The organism is Algoriphagus lacus (assembly GCF_003583985.1).
In the GTDB taxonomy this organism is placed as follows: domain Bacteria; phylum Bacteroidota; class Bacteroidia; order Cytophagales; family Cyclobacteriaceae; genus Algoriphagus; species Algoriphagus lacus.
The window spans coordinates 1-690 of record NZ_QXML01000041.1 but is presented as its reverse complement, the minus strand read 5'-3'; the positions used below and the strand labels follow the sequence as shown (position 1 = coordinate 690).

2 protein-coding genes are annotated in these 690 nt (G+C 27.0%); both read right to left on the bottom strand.

The features are described from left to right. On the bottom strand, positions 1-330 hold a 330-nt coding region (locus tag D0X99_RS20325), incomplete at its 3' end, for a response regulator receiver domain (RefSeq protein WP_199708196.1). Between the two features lie 10 nt (positions 331-340). Further along, positions 341-690 (bottom strand): ATP-binding protein (locus tag D0X99_RS20320; protein WP_147392298.1); only part of this gene is annotated, 350 nt, incomplete at its 5' end.

Genomic DNA, 690 nt, shown 5'->3' with positions numbered 1-690 from the left:
CTTTTCTGAAACTGCTTCATTTAGTATTTTTAATGCTTCAGAATGGTCCTCTTTAACCAATTGCCAATCTAAAATTAGTAAATCTTTATTTTTTAGATAAAACCTCTTATTTTCTTTCCAACCTTTTTTGGTGAATTTAAAAGGGTGAAGCAAACATTGATTTTTTTTAAAATCTTCAAATAATTTTATAGTTCTATTGTTCTCGTCTTTATAATTTGAGTTTTTCGCCTTGAAATTTTCAAGAGCATGATCATCAATAAAAATTGCGGAACTTATGGTTTCTTTAATAATGTTCTTTGCAACATCAGTAAATGTTAATGGTGCAGCCATATTTTATATTTTAGTTAATTGGGCTTATTATAAATGAAGCACCATTCAATATATTATACCTTTTATCGTTCGTAGCTTTAATATCATATCCGACAGTATTTAAACTGTCTTTTGATAGATAAAGTCCTATCCCTCTACCTTTATCTCTTCTTGTATAAAATAGATCAAATATTTCTTCTAATCTGGAATCTTTTATTTCAGTCCCGTTATTACAAATTATAATGGTTCTTGTTTTGGTTTCATAATCAAGTAAAATTTCAGGATTATTTGAAGATCTTACCCAATAAACAGCATTATTTATAACGTTTACAAAAACAGGAAATAAAACTGACTCAAATGAATAAGTTTCGGAATTATCAA